Source organism: Enterobacter sp. RHBSTW-00901 (assembly GCF_014103115.1).
Lineage (GTDB): Bacteria > Pseudomonadota > Gammaproteobacteria > Enterobacterales > Enterobacteriaceae > Enterobacter > Enterobacter cloacae_P.
Genome location: NZ_JABXPB010000001.1, coordinates 786,466 through 803,088 on the forward strand (window position 1 = coordinate 786,466; position 16,623 = coordinate 803,088).

General features: G+C 55.1%; 14 protein-coding genes, 1 pseudogene and 1 other annotated feature. Of the genes and pseudogenes, 11 read left to right on the top strand and 4 right to left on the bottom strand.

Annotated elements, in window-relative coordinates; all coding sequences use genetic code 11:
* Positions 1–222: 222 nt before the first annotated feature.
* Entirely contained in the window at positions 223–474 is a 252-nt protein-coding gene (locus HV318_RS03920; protein ID WP_014070502.1) for a YciN family protein, read from the top strand.
* A gap of 34 nt (positions 475–508) precedes the next feature.
* Here HV318_RS03920 and sohB read toward each other — a convergent pair whose 3' ends face one another.
* Positions 509–1,555: a protease SohB gene (gene sohB / locus HV318_RS03925; protein WP_182271654.1), complete on the bottom strand. Its 1,047-nt coding sequence runs from the start codon at positions 1,553–1,555 to the stop codon at positions 509–511.
* A 252-nt stretch (positions 1,556–1,807) separates the two neighbouring features.
* Between sohB and HV318_RS03930 the strand changes: the two genes are divergently transcribed.
* Complete coding sequence (locus HV318_RS03930) at positions 1,808–2,569, top strand: YciK family oxidoreductase (protein WP_182271655.1); 762 nt, start codon at positions 1,808–1,810, stop codon at positions 2,567–2,569.
* Positions 2,566–3,156, top strand: a complete 591-nt coding sequence (gene cobO / locus HV318_RS03935; protein WP_182271656.1) for a cob(I)yrinic acid a,c-diamide adenosyltransferase — start codon at positions 2,566–2,568, stop codon at positions 3,154–3,156. The genes HV318_RS03930 and cobO overlap by 4 nt, the downstream gene beginning before the upstream one ends.
* Positions 3,157–3,190: 34 nt before the next feature.
* Here cobO and rluB read toward each other — a convergent pair whose 3' ends face one another.
* The 3 genes from rluB to rnm form a co-directional block, all read right to left on the bottom strand.
* On the bottom strand, positions 3,191–4,066 hold the full coding sequence (gene rluB, locus HV318_RS03940) for a 23S rRNA pseudouridine(2605) synthase RluB (protein ID WP_182271657.1): 876 nt from the start codon (positions 4,064–4,066) through the stop codon (positions 3,191–3,193).
* Positions 4,067–4,162: 96 nt separating this feature from the next.
* The gene (locus HV318_RS03945; protein WP_003856793.1) at positions 4,163–4,783 is read right to left on the bottom strand and encodes an L-threonylcarbamoyladenylate synthase; all 621 of its coding nucleotides are present in this window, start codon (positions 4,781–4,783) and stop codon (positions 4,163–4,165) included.
* Positions 4,780–5,661 (bottom strand): RNase RNM, encoded by an 882-nt coding sequence (rnm, locus tag HV318_RS03950; protein WP_182271658.1) that lies wholly within the window; start codon positions 5,659–5,661, stop codon positions 4,780–4,782. The genes HV318_RS03945 and rnm overlap by 4 nt, the downstream gene beginning before the upstream one ends.
* A 160-nt stretch (positions 5,662–5,821) precedes the next feature.
* Positions 5,822–5,916, top strand: a sequence feature (Trp leader region).
* 25 nt (positions 5,917–5,941) lie between these two features.
* On the opposite strand from rnm, the gene HV318_RS03955 reads away from it, so the two are divergent.
* The 8 genes and pseudogenes from HV318_RS03955 (at position 5,942) to mgtA (ending at position 16,608) form a co-directional block, all read left to right on the top strand.
* A complete protein-coding gene (locus HV318_RS03955) occupies positions 5,942–7,504 on the top strand; it encodes an anthranilate synthase component 1 (protein WP_182271659.1) in 1,563 nt (520 codons plus the stop codon).
* On the top strand, positions 7,504–9,099 hold the full coding sequence (gene trpD / locus HV318_RS03960; RefSeq protein ID WP_182271660.1) for a bifunctional anthranilate synthase glutamate amidotransferase component TrpG/anthranilate phosphoribosyltransferase TrpD: 1,596 nt from the start codon (positions 7,504–7,506) through the stop codon (positions 9,097–9,099). The genes HV318_RS03955 and trpD overlap by 1 nt, the downstream gene beginning before the upstream one ends.
* Positions 9,100–9,102: 3 nt before the next feature.
* Positions 9,103–10,461 carry a bifunctional indole-3-glycerol-phosphate synthase TrpC/phosphoribosylanthranilate isomerase TrpF gene (gene trpCF, locus HV318_RS03965; RefSeq protein ID WP_182271661.1) on the top strand — a complete coding sequence of 453 codons (1,359 nt, stop codon included), beginning with the start codon at positions 9,103–9,105 and terminating at the stop codon, positions 10,459–10,461.
* 10 nt (positions 10,462–10,471) lie between these two features.
* Positions 10,472–11,665 carry a tryptophan synthase subunit beta gene (gene trpB / locus HV318_RS03970; RefSeq protein ID WP_182271662.1) on the top strand — a complete coding sequence of 398 codons (1,194 nt, stop codon included), beginning with the start codon at positions 10,472–10,474 and terminating at the stop codon, positions 11,663–11,665.
* Positions 11,665–12,474: a tryptophan synthase subunit alpha gene (trpA, locus tag HV318_RS03975; protein WP_182271663.1), complete on the top strand. Its 810-nt coding sequence runs from the start codon at positions 11,665–11,667 to the stop codon at positions 12,472–12,474. Before trpB ends, trpA begins: the two co-directional genes overlap by 1 nt.
* Before the next feature lie 25 nt (positions 12,475–12,499).
* Positions 12,500–12,646: pseudogene (locus HV318_RS03980) on the top strand (IS1 family transposase); the annotation flags it as partial.
* Between the two features lie 377 nt (positions 12,647–13,023).
* Positions 13,024–13,719, top strand: a complete 696-nt coding sequence (locus HV318_RS03985) for an MgtC family protein (RefSeq protein WP_182271664.1) — start codon at positions 13,024–13,026, stop codon at positions 13,717–13,719.
* 156 nt (positions 13,720–13,875) lie between these two features.
* Positions 13,876–16,608, top strand: coding sequence for a magnesium-translocating P-type ATPase (gene mgtA, locus HV318_RS03990; protein ID WP_182271665.1), 2,733 nt, complete (start codon positions 13,876–13,878; stop codon positions 16,606–16,608).
* Positions 16,609–16,623 lie beyond the last annotated feature (15 nt).

The window sequence follows — 16,623 nt, forward strand, 5'->3', positions numbered from 1 at the left end:
ATATAATTCGTGACGAATTCCCGGTCGAATGTCAAGCAATTCTGTTGCCAGAATGACGAAAGCGCACACTGTACCTGATAAAATTCGTTACGCAACTTTATTAGCATGCAAAAGCAAATCCTGCCAGCCTGGCCCCTGCTCCTTACCCCCTCACATTACAGGGAAAATTTGCCCCCAAAGCGCCCTCGGCGTAGACTATCGTCACTGTTTAAGGAGTGGATTATGCAGAATACGACCCAACCGATTGACCGAGCCTCTCTGCTTATCGAAGCAAACAAACTGATTCGCAACCATGAGGACACCCTGGCGGGCATTGAAGCCACTGGCGTGGAACAACGTAATGGCGTGCTGGTTTTCAGCGGCGAATACTTCCTTGATGAACAGGGTTTGCCTACCCCGAAAAGCACCGCCGTGTTTAACATGTTTAAATACCTGGCACATACACTTTCAGAGAAGTATCACCTGGTCGATTAATGCAAAACGCGAGGCAAATGCCTCGCGTTTTTGTTTACAGCAGCGGTTTTTGTCCGCGTTGCAACCAGCGTAACAGAAGGCGATCCGCGCTCTCTGCCGCGCTATTGGTAAAGCGGTCAAGCAGTCGTTTACGCTGGGTAAAGCGTACACCAATAAGCTCACGGCCTTCCATCAGGTTCAGCAGCAGATCGTCACTGGTGCCAACCTCATCCACCAGCCCTTTCTCCTGCGCCTGAGTGCCGTACCAGTGTTCACCCGTTGCTACCTGCTCAATATCGAGCGCCGGACGCATCTGGTGCACAAAATCTTTAAAGAGATGGTGTGTTTCGTTAAGGTCTTCGCGGAATTTTTGACGCCCCTCTTCCGTATTTTCACCCAGCAGCGTCAGAGTGCGCTTGTACTGACCCGCCGTGTGCAGCTCAATGTCAATTTCCTTACTCTTCAGGAAGCGGTTGAAGTTCGGAATTTGCGCGACGACGCCGATGGAGCCAATAATGGAGAACGGTGCCGCCACAATTTTGTCCGCCACACAGGCCATCATATAGCCACCGCTCGCCGCAACTTTATCCACCGCAATGGTCAGCGGGATCTGTTTTTCACGCAGGCGCTGGAGTTGCGAGGCCGCCAGCCCGTAGCCGTGAACCACACCACCAGGGCTTTCAAGACGCACAACCACCTGATCCTGAGGTTTGGCCACGGCAAGCACGGCCGTGACTTCTTCGCGCAGGGATGACACTTCATGTGCATCCATACTGCCTTTAAAGTCGAGCACATAAACGCGGGGTTTTGCCTCGCCCTGCGGGGCGTTAAGCTTTGCTTTCGCCTTAGCGACTTTAGCTTCCTGTTTGTGCTTTTTCTTCTGCACCTTATGCCACAATTTCTGCTGATGGCTGTCGAGCAACGCCAGTGACATATCTTCCTGCATCTCTTTATATTGTTCGCTCAGGCGAGTAATGCGTAACTCACCACGCTGACGCTTGCGCTGTGTCAGGTTGACAATCAGAGCGGCGATCGCCGCGATGGCAATAACCACCGTCACGATTTTTGCCAAAAACAGCCCATATTGAGAAAGTAATTCCACGCGTTTCACCTTGATTTAACCACGATTCTTTCACGGCAGTGTACAACAGCCCTGCTCATGCGTCTCGCTCGTGACATTACCTCTGCGAGCCGCCTTCAGGAATCCCCTGATTCTGGTTTAAATATTTGCAAATTGTTAATTTCACAGTAATGCGTCCTGTAGACTGATTGAATTCTCATGCTAATTCGGGCATAAAGCCGAAAAGTCATAAAAGAAGGCGCAATCGCCGCTCAGTGCGCCAGAGGAGTCACCGTGCATTATCAACCGCAAAAAAATCTGCTGCAGAACCGGATCATTCTTGTCACTGGTGCCAGTGACGGTATTGGTCGCGAGGCTGCCCTGACGTACGCTGAGTATGGCGCGAGCGTCATTCTGATTGGCCGTAACGAAGAAAAACTAAAAGGTGTAGCGCAAGACATTACCGCTGCAGGTGGCATTCCTGCCCGCTGGTACACGCTCGATTTACTGACCTGTACGCCAGCAACGTGTCAGGAACTGGCGCAACGTATCAGCGCACACTATCCACGTCTGGACGGGGTGCTGCACAACGCCGGTCTGTTGGGAGAGGTACGCCCAATGGATGAACAAGATCCTGATATATGGCAGCAGGTGATGCAGGTCAACATCAACGGCACATTTTTCCTGACCCAGGCATTGCTTCCTTTATTACTCCGTTCCGAATCCGGCTCACTGGTCTTCACCTCCTCCAGCGTGGGGCGCGAGGGACGCGCAAACTGGGGGGCTTATGCTGTCTCAAAATTTGCCACTGAAGGGATGATGCAGGTGCTGGCGGAGGAGTATCAGAGCCGTCATCTGCGCGTAAACTGCATTAACCCGGGTGGAACACGAACGAAGATGCGGGCTAACGCCTTCCCCACGGAAGATCCGCAGAAACTGAAGACCCCGGCAGATATTATGCCGCTCTATCTCTGGCTGATGGGTGACGACAGCCGCCGCAAAACAGGGATGACCTTTGATGCCCAGCCAGGCCGTAAACCGGGGATTTCGCAATGAGTGAAGAACGTCATCAGCAACGCCAACAGCGCCTGAAAGAACAGGTCGATGCCCGCGTCGCTGCCGCCCAGGACGAGCGTGGGATCATCATCGTCTTTACCGGCAACGGCAAAGGCAAAACTACCGCCGCGTTTGGCACTGCCACACGCGCCGTCGGGCACGGACAAAAAGTGGGGGTGATCCAGTTTATTAAAGGCGAATGGCCCAACGGTGAGCGTAACTTACTGGAACCGCATGGCGTTGAATTTCAGGTGATGGCGACCGGGTTTACGTGGGATACCCAGAACCGGGAGACCGACACCGCTGCCTGCCTCGCTGTCTGGGAGCACGCCAAAAGAATGCTGGCCGACCCCGCACTTAACATGGTGTTGCTGGATGAAATAACCTATATGGTGGCCTATGACTATCTGCCGCTGGAGGCCGTACTGGACGCACTGAAGAACCGTCCTGCGCATCAGACGGTAATCGTCACAGGGCGCGGATGTCATCGGGATATTCTGGAGTTAGCGGATACCGTCAGCGAATTGCGTCCGGTTAAACATGCGTTCGATGCAGGAATCAAAGCGCAAGCTGGCATTGATTACTAAAAAAAAGCCCGGTTACTTAACCGGGCTTTTATGCTTAACCGTTGTTGTTACGGCTGCCAGAACGGCGATTGCTGCTCACCTGGCTGTGGCGTTTCACCGCACGACGGATCTGATTCGCCTTCATTCGACGACGATCTTTCTCCACCGCCACTTTAGAGGTGGTTTCCGCCGTCAGTTCAACCAGCTCTCGCAGGTAGTTGGTCTGGGTGAGGTCCAGTTCGGTATAGCCGCCACGCGGCAGACCTTTTGGCAGCAGAATGTCGCCATAACGTACGCGGATCAGGCGGCTAACCTGCACGCCAACCGCTTCCCACAGACGACGAACCTCGCGATTACGGCCTTCTGTCAGGGTCACGTTGTACCACTGGTTAATGCCTTCACCACCGGTAAATTTGATGGTTTTGAACGCCGCAGGGCCGTCTTCCAGCTGAACGCCACGCGACAGGTCGCGCAGTTTATTTTCATCAACCTGGCCGAATACACGCACGGCGTATTCACGTTCAACTTCACGGCTTGGGTGCATCAGACGGTTTGCCAGTTCACCATCGGTGGTAAACAGCAGCAGACCGCAGGTGTTTACGTCAAGACGACCGACGGCAATCCAGCGAGCACCGCGCAGCTTAGGCAGACGGTCAAACACTGTCGGACGACCTTCCGGGTCATTACGGGTACACAACTCGCCTTCCGGCTTGTAGTACGCCAGCACACGGCAGATCTGTTCAGCGGACTCTTTGACCGAGATTAGATGACCGTCGATACGGATCTTCAACCCCGGTACGATTTCTACGCGGTCACCCAGCGTGGCGATTTTACCGTCCACACTCACGCGACCTGCTTCAATAATGGCTTCGATTTCACGACGTGAGCCGTGGCCGGCGCGCGCCAGCACTTTCTGTAACTTCTCGCTCATTGAGCTTCCTCAGGTGTCGCCTTCACAGGCGTCGAATCAGGTCAAAAGAGGGCTCAGCCCTGCTTTGATGGCCGCGTAGTATATCTGCTTACACCTTTACAAGAAAGGCTTAACATCGCCCACGCCTTCACGAATCACTTCCGGAGCATCTTCGGTCAGGTCGACCACGGTTGTTGGCTGCTGGCCGAGATAACCGCCGTGGATAATCAGCTCGACCACCTTCTCCAGGCGATCTTTGATCTCTTCCGGATCAGACTCAGTAAATTCACTGCCGGGTAGCATCAACGAGGTAGAAAGCATTGGCTCGCCGAGGGTTTCCAGTAGTGCTTGTGCAATCGGGTTAGACGGCACGCGCATCCCGATAGTTTTACGCTTTTCCTGTAACAGGCGACGCGGCACCTCTTTCGTCCCTTTCAGGATGAACGTGTAGTTGCCAGGCGTGTTGTTCTTGATAAGTCGGAACGCCACGTTGTCGACATAAGCATAGGTGGACAGTTCGGAAAGGTCGCGGCACATCAGGGTAAAGTTGTGTCCGTCCGGCAGCTGGCGAATGCGGCAAATACGCTCCATTGCCCCTTTATCTTCAATTTTACAGCCCAGCGCGTAGCCGGAATCGGTCGGGTAGACAATAACGCCACCTTTACGGACGATCTCCACGGCCTGATTGATCAAGCGCGGCTGCGGGTTATCCGGATGGATATAGAAAAACTGACTCATACTTCCCTCTCTTCAATTTGCTGTGGCTGTTCCCAGAGCTGCCAGACCGGTTCAACGCCTGCGGGCAACCAGAGCTTACGCCCCAGTTCAATCCATGCACAAGGCTGATGGAAATCAGACCCCTGCGACGCAAGCAGACCATACTGACGGGCGTAAGTCGCGAGCTGTGCTCGCTCATTGGGAGCCTGCTGGCACTGAGCGACTTCCATCGCCTCACCGCCGCATTCGGCAAAGTGTGCCAACAGTCTTTTCAGCCATTTAGCAGAAAGATTATACCGCCCAGGATGGGCCAGCACGGCCTTACCGCCAGAATGATGAATCACATCAATAGCTTGTTTTATTGTACACCACTGTGGAGGAACGTATCCGGTTTTCCCGCGTGCCAGATACTTTTTAAAGACATCCGCCATCGTCGTCGCCTTGCCCGCCTCAACCAGAAAACGGGCAAAGTGACCACGCGTCACCGCCCCGCCGTTCGCCAGTTTTTGCGCACCCTCCAGCGCGCCCGGAATATGCGCCTTTTCCAGCCGATCGCCAATCATCTCCGCGCGCTGGTGACGACGTGTTTTTTGTTCTTGCAAAAATGCGCACATTGCCGGATGTTCTATATCGATGTTCAGGCCAACGATATGAATTTCGTGGTTTTCCCAGACGGTCGAGATTTCGACACCGGAGATCAGATTCAGCGCTAACCCACTGCGGGCGATCTCAGCGCGCGCCGCCGGAATGGCATCTGTCGTATCGTGATCGGTTATCGCCAGCGTGCCAACACGCATTTCAACGGCACGATGGACTAACGCTTCAGGCGTCAGCAGACCATCAGAAGCCTGAGTGTGGCTGTGTAAATCGTAAATTACGGCGTAAGTGGTATCGCTCAAAGCACTTCCCATCACAGGTTGAAAACATCCGAAAACCCTATGATAACGATTTGCCGCGAAATTCTGAAATCAAGGGTTGACAATACGCCATCGAACTAGTTAACTAGTACGCAAGTTCACACGAGAAAGGTATCTGAAAATGACAGCACATTGCACTCTGCACGGTTGGTGGCGCACTTCCTGATTATCGGGCAGTGTCACGCGTCTGCGAAATGCAAACAGATACCCAGCCCGCTACCAAGCGGGCTTTTTTTTGAACAAAATAAATGAGAACAACACAATGCAAACAGCCAAACCTGACCTTGAGTTGCTGACCTGCGAGGCGGCCTATCGCCACAACCCAACCGCGTTGTTTCATCAGGTCTGCGGTGCCCGTCCGGCCACCCTGTTACTGGAATCCGCCGATATCGACAGCAAGGACGATCTCAAAAGCCTGCTGCTGGTCGACAGTGCGCTGCGCATTACCGCATTAGGTGACACCGTCACCATTAAAGCGTTATCTGACAACGGTGCAACGCTGCTGCCGCTGCTGGATGCCGTCCTGCCTGCGGGCATCGAAAATGAACATCATCCGGAAATGCGGGTTCTGCATTTCCCGCCGGTCAGCCAGCTACTGGACGAAGACGCGCGCCTCTGCTCTCTGTCCGTTTTCGATGCTTTCCGCCTGCTGCAAAATCTGGTGACGGTTCCAGAAAATGAACGTGAAGCCATGTTCTTCGGTGGGTTGTTTGCATACGACCTGGTCGCCGGGTTTGAAGATTTACCGGAAACAGAACAAGGCAACCGCTGCCCGGATTACTGCTTCTACCTGGCCGAAACCTTGCTGGTGATCGACCATCAGAAAAAATACACCCGCATCCAGGCCAGCCTGTTCACGCCGTCCATGACAGAGAAAAAACGCCTTGAGCACCGCATCGCGCAGCTGCAACAGCAAATGACCGAAGCGCCACCTGCGCTGCCGGTACAGCGCGTTGAGCAGATGACCTGCGACGTCAACCAGACCGACGATCAGTACGGTGCCGTGGTTCGTCAGATGCAAAAAGCGATTCGTGCCGGGGAAATTTTCCAGGTCGTGCCGTCCCGTCGTTTCTCGCTGCCCTGCCCGTCACCGCTGGCGGCCTACGACGTGCTGAAAAAGAGCAACCCAAGCCCGTACATGTTCTTTATGCAGGACAATGATTTCACCCTGTTTGGCGCATCACCGGAAAGCTCACTGAAATATGACGCCACCAGCCGCCAGATTGAGATCTACCCGATTGCCGGGACGCGCCCGCGTGGTCGTCGTGCTGATGGTTCACTGGATCGCGATCTCGACAGCCGTATCGAGCTGGAAATGCGTACCGACCATAAAGAGCTGTCCGAGCACCTGATGCTGGTCGACCTGGCCCGTAACGATCTGGCCCGTATTTGCACCCCCGGCAGCCGTTATGTTGCAGACCTGACCAAAGTTGACCGTTACTCGTTCGTGATGCACCTGGTTTCCCGCGTGGTCGGTGAACTGCGTAGCGACCTCGATGTTCTGCACGCTTATCGCGCCTGCATGAATATGGGCACCCTGAGCGGTGCACCTAAAGTGCGAGCCATGCAGCTGATTGCCGCTGCCGAAGGACGTCGTCGCGGTAGCTACGGTGGTGCCGTGGGCTATTTCACCGCGCACGGTGATCTGGATACCTGCATCGTGATCCGCTCCGCCTATGTCGAGGACGGTATTGCCACCGTCCAGGCAGGCGCAGGGATTGTTCTTGATTCTGTTCCGCAGTCTGAAGCTGACGAAACGCGCAGTAAAGCCCGCGCGGTATTGCGCGCCATTGCTACCGCACACCATGCACAGGAGATTTTCTGATGGCTGACATTCTGCTGCTCGATAATATCGACTCTTTTACCTATAACCTGGCAGATCAGCTGCGCGCGAATGGTCATAACGTCGTTATCTACCGTAACCATGTTCCGGCACAAACGCTGATTGATCGGCTGGCGACCATGCAAAACCCGGTGCTGATGCTTTCCCCAGGCCCCGGTGCCCCCAGTGAAGCCGGTTGTATGCCCGAGCTGCTGACCCGGATGCGCGGCAAGCTGCCGATTATCGGTATCTGTCTGGGGCACCAGGCGATCGTCGAAGCCTATGGCGGTTACGTGGGTCAGGCGGGCGAAATCCTTCATGGTAAAGCATCCAGCATTGAACATGACGGCCAGGCGATGTTTGCCGGGCTGCCAAACCCGCTGCCGGTGGCGCGCTATCACTCCCTTGTTGGTAGCAACATTCCGGCAGGCTTAACCATTAACGCCTCGTTTGAAGGGATGGTGATGGCTGTGCGCCACGATGCGGATCGCGTCTGTGGTATGCAGTTCCACCCTGAGTCTATTCTGACCTCCAACGGTGCGCGTCTGCTGGAACAAACGCTGGACTGGGCGCTGCAGAAACTGGAACAAACCAACACCCTGCAGCCGATTCTGGAAAAACTGTATCAGGCACAGACCCTGAGCCAACAGGAAAGCCACCAGCTCTTCTCCGCCGTGGTTCGCGGCGAGCTGAAACCGGAGCAACTGGCGGCCGCACTGGTGAGCATGAAAGTGCGCGGTGAAAGCCCGCAAGAAATTGCTGGTGCCGCGACGGCGCTGCTGGAAAATGCCGCCCCGTTCCCACGCCCGGACTATCAGTTTGCGGATATCGTCGGTACCGGTGGTGACGGCAGCAACAGCATCAATATCTCTACTGCCAGCGCCTTCGTGGCGGCAGCGTGTGGCCTGAAAGTGGCAAAACACGGTAACCGTAGCGTATCCAGCCGTTCCGGCTCGTCTGATTTGCTGGCGGCCTTCGGCATCAACCTGGACATGAAAGCCGAGCGTTCCCGCGAAGCACTGGATGACCTGGGCGTCTGCTTCCTGTTTGCGCCGAAGTATCACACCGGTTTCCGCCACGCGATGCCGGTTCGCCAGCAACTTAAGACCCGCACGCTGTTTAACGTGCTGGGGCCGCTGATCAACCCGGCGCATCCGCCGCTGGCACTGATTGGCGTCTACAGCCCGGAGCTGGTACTGCCGATTGCAGAAACGCTTCGCGTGCTGGGTTACCAACGTGCCGCGGTGGTACACAGCGGAGGAATGGATGAGGTTTCCCTTCATGCGACAACACTGGTCGCTGAACTGAACAACGGTGAAATCCTGAGCTACCAGCTTGAGGCATCTGACTTCGGTTTATCACCGTATCATCAGGAGGCGCTGGCCGGTGGTACACCAGAAGAAAACCGTGACATTCTCACGCGCTTATTACAAGGTAAGGGAGAGGTTGCCCATGAGGCCGCCGTTGCCGCCAACGTCGCCATGCTGATGCGGTTGCACGGTGAGGAAGACCTGAAAGCGAACGCTCAAAAAGTTCTGGACGTACTGCGCTCTGGTGCAGCCTACGATCGCGTTACCGCACTTGCGGCAAGAGGATAAAGAATGCAGACCGTTTTAGCGAAAATCGTTGCCGATAAGGCCATCTGGGTGGAAGCCCGCAAAGTGCAGCAACCGCTTGCCAGTTTTCAGAATGACGTCGTCCCAAGTAGCCGTCGTTTCTATGATGCCCTGCAGGGAGCCCGCACTGCGTTTATTCTTGAGTGCAAAAAGGCCTCTCCATCGAAAGGCGTTATTCGTGACGATTTCGACCCGGCGCGTATTGCCGGTATCTATAAACATCATGCGTCAGCCATCTCCGTGCTGACGGATGAAAAGTATTTCCAGGGCAGTTTTGATTTTCTGCCTATTGTCAGCGGTATCGCGCCGCAGCCGATCCTGTGCAAAGACTTTATTATCGACCCGTACCAGATCTGGCTGGCGCGTTTTTACCAGGCCGACGCCTGCCTGCTGATGCTTTCGGTACTCGACGACGAACAGTATCGCCAGCTTTCCGCCGTCGCACACAGCCTGAACATGGGTGTACTGACCGAAGTGAGCAACGAAGAAGAGCTGGAACGCGCGCTTGCGCTGAAGGCCAAAGTCGTCGGTATTAACAACCGCGATCTGCGCGATCTGTCGATTGACCTGAACCGTACGCGCCAGTTGGCTCCTCGTTTAGGTTCTGGCGTCACGGTGATCAGCGAATCCGGCATTAACAGCTACACCCAGGTCCGCGAACTGAGCCACTTTGCCAACGGTTTTCTGATTGGCTCCGCCATGATGGCCCACGACGATCTCAATGCTGCGGTACGCCGTGTGTTACTGGGTGAAAACAAAGTGTGCGGGTTAACTCGTGAACAGGATGCCCAGGCCGCGTATGAGTCGGGAGCAATTTACGGCGGGCTGATCTTTGTTGAAGCGTCCCCTCGCGCGGTGACGGAAGAACAGGCGCGTAAGGTCATGGCAGCCGCCCCGCTCAGCTATGTGGGTGTCTTCCGTAACGCCAGTGTTGCGGACGTTGCGGCAAAATCCGAGGCGTTATCCCTGAGCGCAGTACAGCTGCACGGTGATGAAGATCAGGCCTATATTGATGCCCTGCGCGTCGTTCTGGCTCCTCAGGTGCAAATCTGGAAAGCACAAAGCGTTGGCGATACGTTGCCAGCCCGTAACCTGAATTATGTTGATAAATACGTGCTCGACAACGGCCAGGGCGGCACGGGTCAGCGTTTTGACTGGTCGCTGCTGAACGGCGAAGTGCTGGACAATGTCCTGCTGGCGGGTGGACTCGGCCCGGATAACTGTGTAGACGCGGCCAAAACCGGCTGCGCAGGCCTCGATTTCAATTCTGGCGTAGAGTCCCAACCGGGAATTAAAGATGCCGGCAAGCTGGCCTCGGTATTTAAAACTCTGCGTGCATATTAAGGAAGAAAAAATGACGACATTGTTAAACCCTTATTTTGGTGAGTTCGGTGGGATGTACGTCCCGCAAATCCTGATGCCTGCGCTGCGCCAGCTGGAAGAAGCGTTTGTCAGTGCGCAGAAAGACCCGATGTTTCAGGCTGAATTTACCGACCTGCTGAAAAACTACGCGGGCCGTCCTACGGCGCTGACCAAATGCCGCAACCTGACCGAAGGGACAAAAACCACGCTGTATCTCAAGCGTGAAGACCTGTTGCACGGCGGTGCGCATAAAACCAACCAGGTGCTGGGCCAGGCGCTGCTCGCGAAACGGATGGGCAAAACCGAAATCATCGCTGAAACCGGTGCTGGCCAGCACGGCGTGGCGTCTGCACTCGCCAGCGCCCTGCTCGGTCTGAAATGCCGCATCTACATGGGGGCGAAGGACGTTGAGCGCCAGTCTCCGAATGTGTTCCGTATGCGTCTGATGGGCGCTGAAGTGATCCCGGTACACAGCGGCTCCGCGACGCTGAAGGATGCCTGTAACGAAGCGCTGCGCGACTGGTCTGGCAGCTATGAAACCGCGCACTATATGCTCGGCACTGCTGCAGGTCCGCACCCGTTCCCGACTATCGTGCGTGAGTTCCAGCGTATGATCGGTGAAGAAACCAAAGCGCAGATCCTCGAAAAAGAAGGCCGTCTGCCGGACGCGGTGATCGCCTGCGTGGGCGGCGGTTCTAACGCCATCGGCATGTTTGCTGATTTTATCGACGAAACCAGCGTCGGTCTGATTGGCGTTGAACCTGCCGGTCACGGGATTGAATCGGGTGAACACGGTGCGCCGCTGAAGCATGGCCGCGTGGGAATTTACTTTGGTATGAAATCCCCGATGATGCAGACCGATGAAGGTCAGATTGAAGAGTCTTACTCTATCTCTGCCGGTCTGGATTTCCCGTCCGTTGGGCCTCAGCACGCTTACCTGAACAGCACTGGCCGCGCGGATTATGTCTCCATTACCGATGATGAAGCACTGGAAGCCTTTAAAACGCTGTGCCGTCACGAAGGGATCATCCCGGCGCTGGAGTCCTCGCATGCCCTGGCGCACGCGCTGAAAATGATGAAAGAAAACCCGGAAAAAGAGCAACTGCTGGTGGTGAACCTTTCCGGTCGCGGTGACAAAGACATCTTCACCGTTCACGATATTCTGAAAGCACGAGGGGAAATCTGATGGAACGCTACGATAACGCATTTGCACAACTGAAGGCTCGCCAGGAAGGCGCGTTTGTCCCCTTCGTTACCCTCGGCGACCCAGGCCCGGAGCAATCGCTAAAAATTATCGACACCCTGATTGAAGCCGGTGCCGACGCGCTGGAGCTGGGTATTCCGTTCTCTGACCCGCTGGCAGACGGCCCGACTATTCAGAACGCCACCCTGCGCGCATTTGCGGCGGGTGTTACCCCAACCCAGTGTTTTGAGATGCTGGCAGCAATTCGTCAGAAGCACCCGACCATTCCGATTGGACTGCTGATGTACGCTAACCTGGTGTTTAACCGCGGCATTGATGAGTTCTACGCCGAGTGCGCGCGAGTGGGTGTCGACTCCGTGCTGGTGGCCGACGTGCCGGTGGAAGAGTCTGCGCCCTTCCGCCAGGCGGCAATGCGTCACAACGTTGCCCCCATTTTCATCTGCCCACCGAACGCCGATGACGAACTGCTGCGCCAGATTGCCTCTTACGGACGTGGTTACACTTACCTGCTCTCCCGTGCAGGCGTGACCGGAGCTGAAAACAAAGCGGCGCTGCCACTGCATCATCTGGTGGAAAAACTGGCGGAATACCACGCTGCACCACCGTTGCAGGGCTTCGGGATCTCCTCTCCGGAACAGGTTACCGCTGCGATAGAGGCAAAAGCGGCCGGGGCGATTTCCGGTTCCGCTATCGTCAAAATCATCGAGAAGAACGTTGATAAGCCAGAGCAGATGCTGGCTGAACTGAACGCGTTCGTCAGCGCGATGAAAGCGGCCACGCGCAAATCATAACCTCATCACCGTCTGGCTTCCCTGCCAGACGGTTCCTCTACTCCCGCGGGATAATCTCCAGATTCAGCTTATTTGTGAAGTTGAGGAAGTATGGCCGCGCGTTGGCAGCAAAAAGCAACAGCGCTGGTTGTATTATGCATGGGAGACTCGTCTGAAACACATTATTGCCCATGCACTCCTGTGATGGAATAATCTAAACAAATCCTCTCCGGCTGACCTTTTTTACTTTACTTAACCTGATGCCTGATTATAATGTCGACAAATTCATACAGGAGTCATACGTTGGACAGTCACCCTTATTTCATTTGCAAGGCAAGCTAACGCGACGTATTCCTGCCGCTGCTTGCCGAACTGGCGGGCAGCAATCCCTTCTTAATTGACGATTGCATCCCCGATAAATTTACAAAGCGCGACTTATCGCGAGGTTTATCGTCATGTTCATGTTTAAAAACTCATTATTCCCTCCGCCATCGGCGCGACATTAATCACCGTTTAAGGTGACAATTTGTCGTGTGCTGAATACAGCACGTATTTATTCTTCCAGCATAAATGGAGGAACATATGCTGATGTTCCCTTATATCTCAAATTTACTGGCAGCCATGCTGCTGGGGGCACTTATTGGTGCCGAAAGACAATGGCGTCAACGTATGGCGGGGCTGCGGACAAATGCACTGGTCGCCACCGGCGCTGCGGTATTTATTCTTAGCTCAATGTCAACATCGCCGGACAGTCCGGGACGCATTGCCGCCCAGATAGTCTCCGGTATTGGCTTTCTTGGCGCTGGCGTCATCATGCGTGAAGGCATGAACGTGCGCGGCCTCAATACTGCTGCCACGCTCTGGTGCTCGGCAGCCATCGGCGTGCTGTGCGGGCTGGGACAATTCTGGAATGCCGCGGCGGCCACCCTCATTATTCTGTGTGCCAATATTTTACTGCGTGAAGCGGCGCAGCGAATTAATCAGTATCCAGGCGCTGCAGATGAAGAAAAACGCTATGTCCTGAAAGTAACCTGCAATCATGATAATGAAAGCGCAGTACGTCAGCTTTTATTTAATGTGGCAAAGGAGTTTTCTCTGAGCGTGCAGGGACTCGGTTCGTCGGTGCTGGATGAATCCGGGTATAAAGAAATTCATGCCGAAGTGATTAGCAGCGCAGATTCGCGAAAAACGTTCGATCTTATTATGAGTAAAATTGGCGTTAATGAAAGTATCACCTCTGTACGCTGGAGCCTTGCGGGGAGTTGAGATCCCGCGCCTGCCTAATAATATCGTCTGATATAAGGAGGGAATGATGGAGATTCCCATAAGCGTAAAATAAACGCACCATATTGAGTCATACCAGAAAAAATTATGCATAGTTTTTTATGCAGGGATACACACGTCTTAAAGTGGGGATAAATCATGACTGACATGAAAGTAGAAAACCGGAAATTAAACCGGCTGGCGTCAGAAAATGATAAGCAAAATAAGAAACGCTTTGCGATCGAAGCGGAAGCATTTAACAGCCCGGAGCATACGCTCTCACGACTCGAGAGCGATCGTCGCGGTCTGTACGTCGATGACGCCCGCGAGCGACTGTTCGCGTATGGCCGCAACGAGGTGGCGCATGAGAAAGCGCCGCCAGCGCTGGTTCAACTGCTGCAGGCATTCAATAACCCGTTTATCTACGTTCTGATGGCGCTTGCCGTCGTGAGTTTCTTCACCGACTACTGGCTTCCGCTACGCAGTGGAGAGGAAACCGATCTGACGGGGGTCACTATCATTCTGACCATGGTCAGCCTGAGCGGCTTACTGCGTTTCTGGCAGGAGTTTCGTACCAACAAGGCCGCCCAGGCGCTGAAATCAATGGTAAGAACCACCGCCACGGTGCTGCGTCGGGGCGGTGAAGATAATGAGTCGGTCAAAATGGAAATCGCCATTGAGGAGCTGGTGCCGGGCGACATTATCTTCCTCGCGGCGGGCGATCTGGTGCCTGCGGATGTGCGCCTGCTGGAGTCCCGGGACCTGTTTGTCAGCCAGTCGATTCTTACCGGCGAATCTTTACCGGTGGAAAAATATGACGTGATGGCGAGCGTCTCTGGTAAAGACAGCCAGCGGCTACCGGCCCCCGATCGCAGCAAAGGCCTGCTGGAACTTGGCAACATCTGCCTGATGGGCACCAACGTGACCAGCGGCAGAGCGCAGGCGGTGGTCATGGCGACAGGCGGCCAGACCTGGTTCGGGTCGCTGGCAAAATCCATCGTCGGTACACGCTCGCAAACGGCGTTCGACCGCGGTGTGAACAGCGTCAGCTGGTTGCTTATCCGTTTTATGCTGGTGATGGTGCCCATTGTGCTGCTGATTAACGGCTTCAGCAAAGGTGACTGGGTCGAGGCATCGCTGTTTGCGCTGGCGGTTGCCGTCGGTTTAACCCCGGAAATGCTGCCGATGATCGTCAGTTCGAACCTGGCGAAGGGCGCTATTGCCATGTCGAGACGCAAAGTGATCGTCAAGCGGCTGAACGCTATTCAGAACTTTGGCGCAATGGATGTGTTATGTACCGATAAAACCGGCACCCTGACGCAGGACCACATTATCCTGGAGCATCACCTGGACATGCGTGGTAGCGAAAGCAGCCGGGTACTGGCGCTGGCCTGGCTCAACAGCAACAGCCAGAGCGGCACCCGTAACCTGATGGATCGTGCGATCTTACACGTTGGTGAGGGGCGTCTGGCACCCGCCGTGAAGGAGAGCTTCGTTAAGCTCGATGAGCTGCCCTTCGATTTTGTGCGCCGCCGCGTTTCTGTTTCGGTGGAAGATGTGCGCGACGGCCGCAGAAGTCTCATCTGCAAAGGCGCGGTGGAAGAGATGCTGATGGTCGCCACGCACCTGCGCGAAGGAGACCGCGTAGTGGCGCTGGACGAGACGCGTCGCGACCTGCTGTTGGCGAAAACACAGGATTACAATGCGCAGGGGTTTCGCGTACTGCTGGTGGCGACCCGTTCGCTGGACGACTCACCGCGTAATCAGGCACTTTGCGCCGGGGATGAACAGGAACTGACGATAGAAGGGATGCTGACGTTCCTTGACCCGCCGAAAGAGAGTGCGGAAAAGGCCATTACCGCACTGCGCGACAACGGCGTGGCGGTGAAGGTGCTCACCGGCGACAACCCTGTGGTGACTGCCCGTATCTGCCTTGAGGTGGGGATCGATCCGCACGGTATTCTGACAGGCACCGAGGTGGAGACCATGTCAGATCGCGAACTGGCGCAGGCGGTGGAGCAACGTTCTGTGTTCGCCAAACTGACGCCACTGCAGAAATCCCGCATTCTGAAGGCGCTGCAAAAGAACGGACATACCGTCGGTTTTCTCGGCGACGGCATTAACGATGCTCCGGCACTCCGCGATGCCGATGTGGGCATTTCCGTCGACAGCGCGGCGGATATCGCCAAAGAGTCATCGGATATTATCCTGCTGGAAAAAGATCTGATGGTGCTGGAAGAAGGCGTGATCAAAGGTCGTGAAACCTTCGGCAATATCATCAAGTACCTGAATATGACCGCCAGCTCTAACTTCGGCAACGTTTTTTCCGTACTGGTAGCCAGCGCGTTTATCCCGTTCCTGCCGATGCTGGCGATCCATCTGCTGATCCAGAACCTGATGTACGACATCTCCCAGCTGTCGCTACCGTGGGACAAAATGGATAAAGAGTTTTTGAGTAAACCGCGCAAGTGGGATGCCAAAAACATCGGCCGCTTCATGTTGTGGATTGGACCGACGTCGTCCATTTTCGACATCACCACCTTTGCGCTGATGTGGTACGTCTTTGCGGCAAACCACGTTGAGGCCCAGGCGCTGTTCCAGTCCGGCTGGTTTATTGAAGGGCTGTTGTCGCAAACGCTGGTGGTGCACATGTTAAGGACGCAGAAGATCCCGTTTATTCAGAGCCGCGCGACGCTACCGGTGCTGCTGACCACCGCCTGCGTTATGGTCATCGGTATCTATATACCGTTCTCGCCGCTGGGGGCGATGGTGGGGCTTGAGCCGCTGCCGTTAAGCTACTTCCCGTGGCTGGTGGCGACGCTTCTGAGCTACTGTCTCGTGGCGCAGGGGATGAAACGCTTTTATATCAAACGGTTTGGTCAGTGGTTTTGATTCGACACAGAGGAG